General features: G+C 57.9%; 1 protein-coding gene. It reads right to left on the minus strand.

The features are described from left to right. Window positions 1–192: 192 nt before the first annotated feature. The gene (locus tag B7R93_RS07490) at window positions 193–1,185 is read right to left on the minus strand and encodes an alpha/beta fold hydrolase (protein WP_103020183.1); all 993 of its coding nucleotides are present in this window, start codon (window positions 1,183–1,185) and stop codon (window positions 193–195) included. Window positions 1,186–1,947: the final 762 nt, after the last annotated feature.

Below are 1,947 nucleotides of genomic sequence, written 5' to 3' on the forward strand. Positions count from 1 at the left end.
GGGTGCGATTTCGTTACTCGTATCTGGTGTGGTCATATCCGATTGGAGTTGTAAGTAGTAATGCAGTGAGGGATAACGGTGACATTCAGGTGCGACGGACTTCAAAATGTGGAAAGGAGGTCTGAGAGACATTCCCATTCGAAAGCTGCAACAGCCCGTCGTCGGCTGCAATAAAGTGTTATTGCGCTCCCGCTATTCATTGGATGAGCGCAGCGCTCGGCGTAGCGCGTCGTTGAACGTCCCCGGGCGATCGATCCACGCGTTATGCCCCGCATTCTGAAGGGTTGTCATCTCTACGTTTTCCAGAGCGTCGGCAACTGCGGGCCACGAAACGAGGCCAAAATCGACCAAGTCGTGGTCCCCAATGATTACCCGCACCGGGACCTCCGATGTCTGGAGCGTCTCAAACTGGTTTGCTTGCAGGCGATCTGGCGTATTCTGATTGATGAGCCCGGCAATGTCCCCGTTGTAAAAGGCCCGGCCTCCTTCCATTCGGCGCCACCGCTCGACGTGGTAGATGTTGCCCGCCGCAAATCCAATCCGCCAATCGGCCGTCGCCTCTCGATCCGAGAGGGAATCTCGGTCCGAAAGGGACTCTCGATCCAGCCCCTCTTCAGCCACCTCCGCTTTTTCTCGTTTCTCCGCCCACTGGACGAACTGCTTGCGCGCCTTCCTCATCTTCTGCTTGTCCCCACCGTCGAATCCGGTTGGAACCAGCGGCCCCGCAAGAGCAAGCCGGCGGACGTGTCCGGGGTGCCTTCGGAGATACGCGTAGGCAAGGCGTGAGCCCATCGAGTGAGCGAAAATCGTGAGCCGTTCCTGCCCGAGCTCGCTCCGGAGGTCCTCAAGGTCGGAAACGAACCGCTGGAGAGAAACGGTGCTGTCGGGGGCAGGCGACCGGAGAGATCCTCGTTGGTCGTAGAAAACAAAGTGGTACCGGCCGGCAAGCGGTTCGACTGCAGGCCACAGATAGCTTTGCTCCGCGCCCCATCCTCCGTGGAGTACGACAACGGTATCACCGGGCGCAGTTGCAGCGCCGAACTCCACGACGTAGAGATCGACTCCATCGCTCGTATCCAGATACCAGTCTTCAGCACCGTCGGGGAGATGCTGCCCGCCAGCAGGAAGCGCATAACCGACGAGAAGAAGCAGGGTGCAAGACGCGTGGAAGAAGAAACGAGACATGGACTATCGTCTGAGCCACTGAGCGCTATAACGAGATAACTCAGCCGCGCTGGAAGTGGGGTGCTCTGAAAGGGGACCGATCAGTTGATGACGTTCGCACCGAGCATCCGCTCAGCGTCGGCTGTAGTGGAGGGTTCCTTTCTCTATCTTGGTCTGTCCTGCCGGGCCTCTTGGAGCTCACTCAACTTTCGATTTGCTTTCGATAGAAAACGTATTGTCATTCCGACGTTCGCAATACTGGCAAGCACCAGGGCTACAACAAGAACGACTGCTGGGGCAGGAAAGAGGAAGCTGACAATCCCACATGCGATCCACGGCGTGACGGACCAGTAGAAGAGGGGCAGCATGCGGGCATTTACTTTCTGTTGGTCTTCCTCTGACAGCGCGTCGTACGCCGTCTGATTCGGCATACTCACATGAGAGGGAAAGCGCTGTATCCACCAAGCCCCACCATAAAGTAATGCGGCACTGAGGAAGGGGAAGAGGGGAAGAATGCCCATCCGGGCCGGGAGCAGCCCGGCATAAGCTCCCCCTCCGAGGCCCATGCAGACTGCGGAGAGAACGACATTCACGGCATGGACCCGACTCCTTCTCATTCTCTTCTACCCTGTGTGCGTAACGACGTAGATCAGCTGAAATGGACAGGAAAACGCTAAACAGAATTTGATCCGACAAAACGACCTCGTCCGGCGAGGTTTCCATCCGCTCGCGTCGCCACTCCCGACCAGCGACGCCGAACCCGCTCGGGCTGACGTGTCCGAA

The organism is Salinibacter altiplanensis (assembly GCF_002894645.1).
In the GTDB taxonomy this organism is placed as follows: domain Bacteria; phylum Bacteroidota; class Rhodothermia; order Rhodothermales; family Salinibacteraceae; genus Salinibacter; species Salinibacter altiplanensis.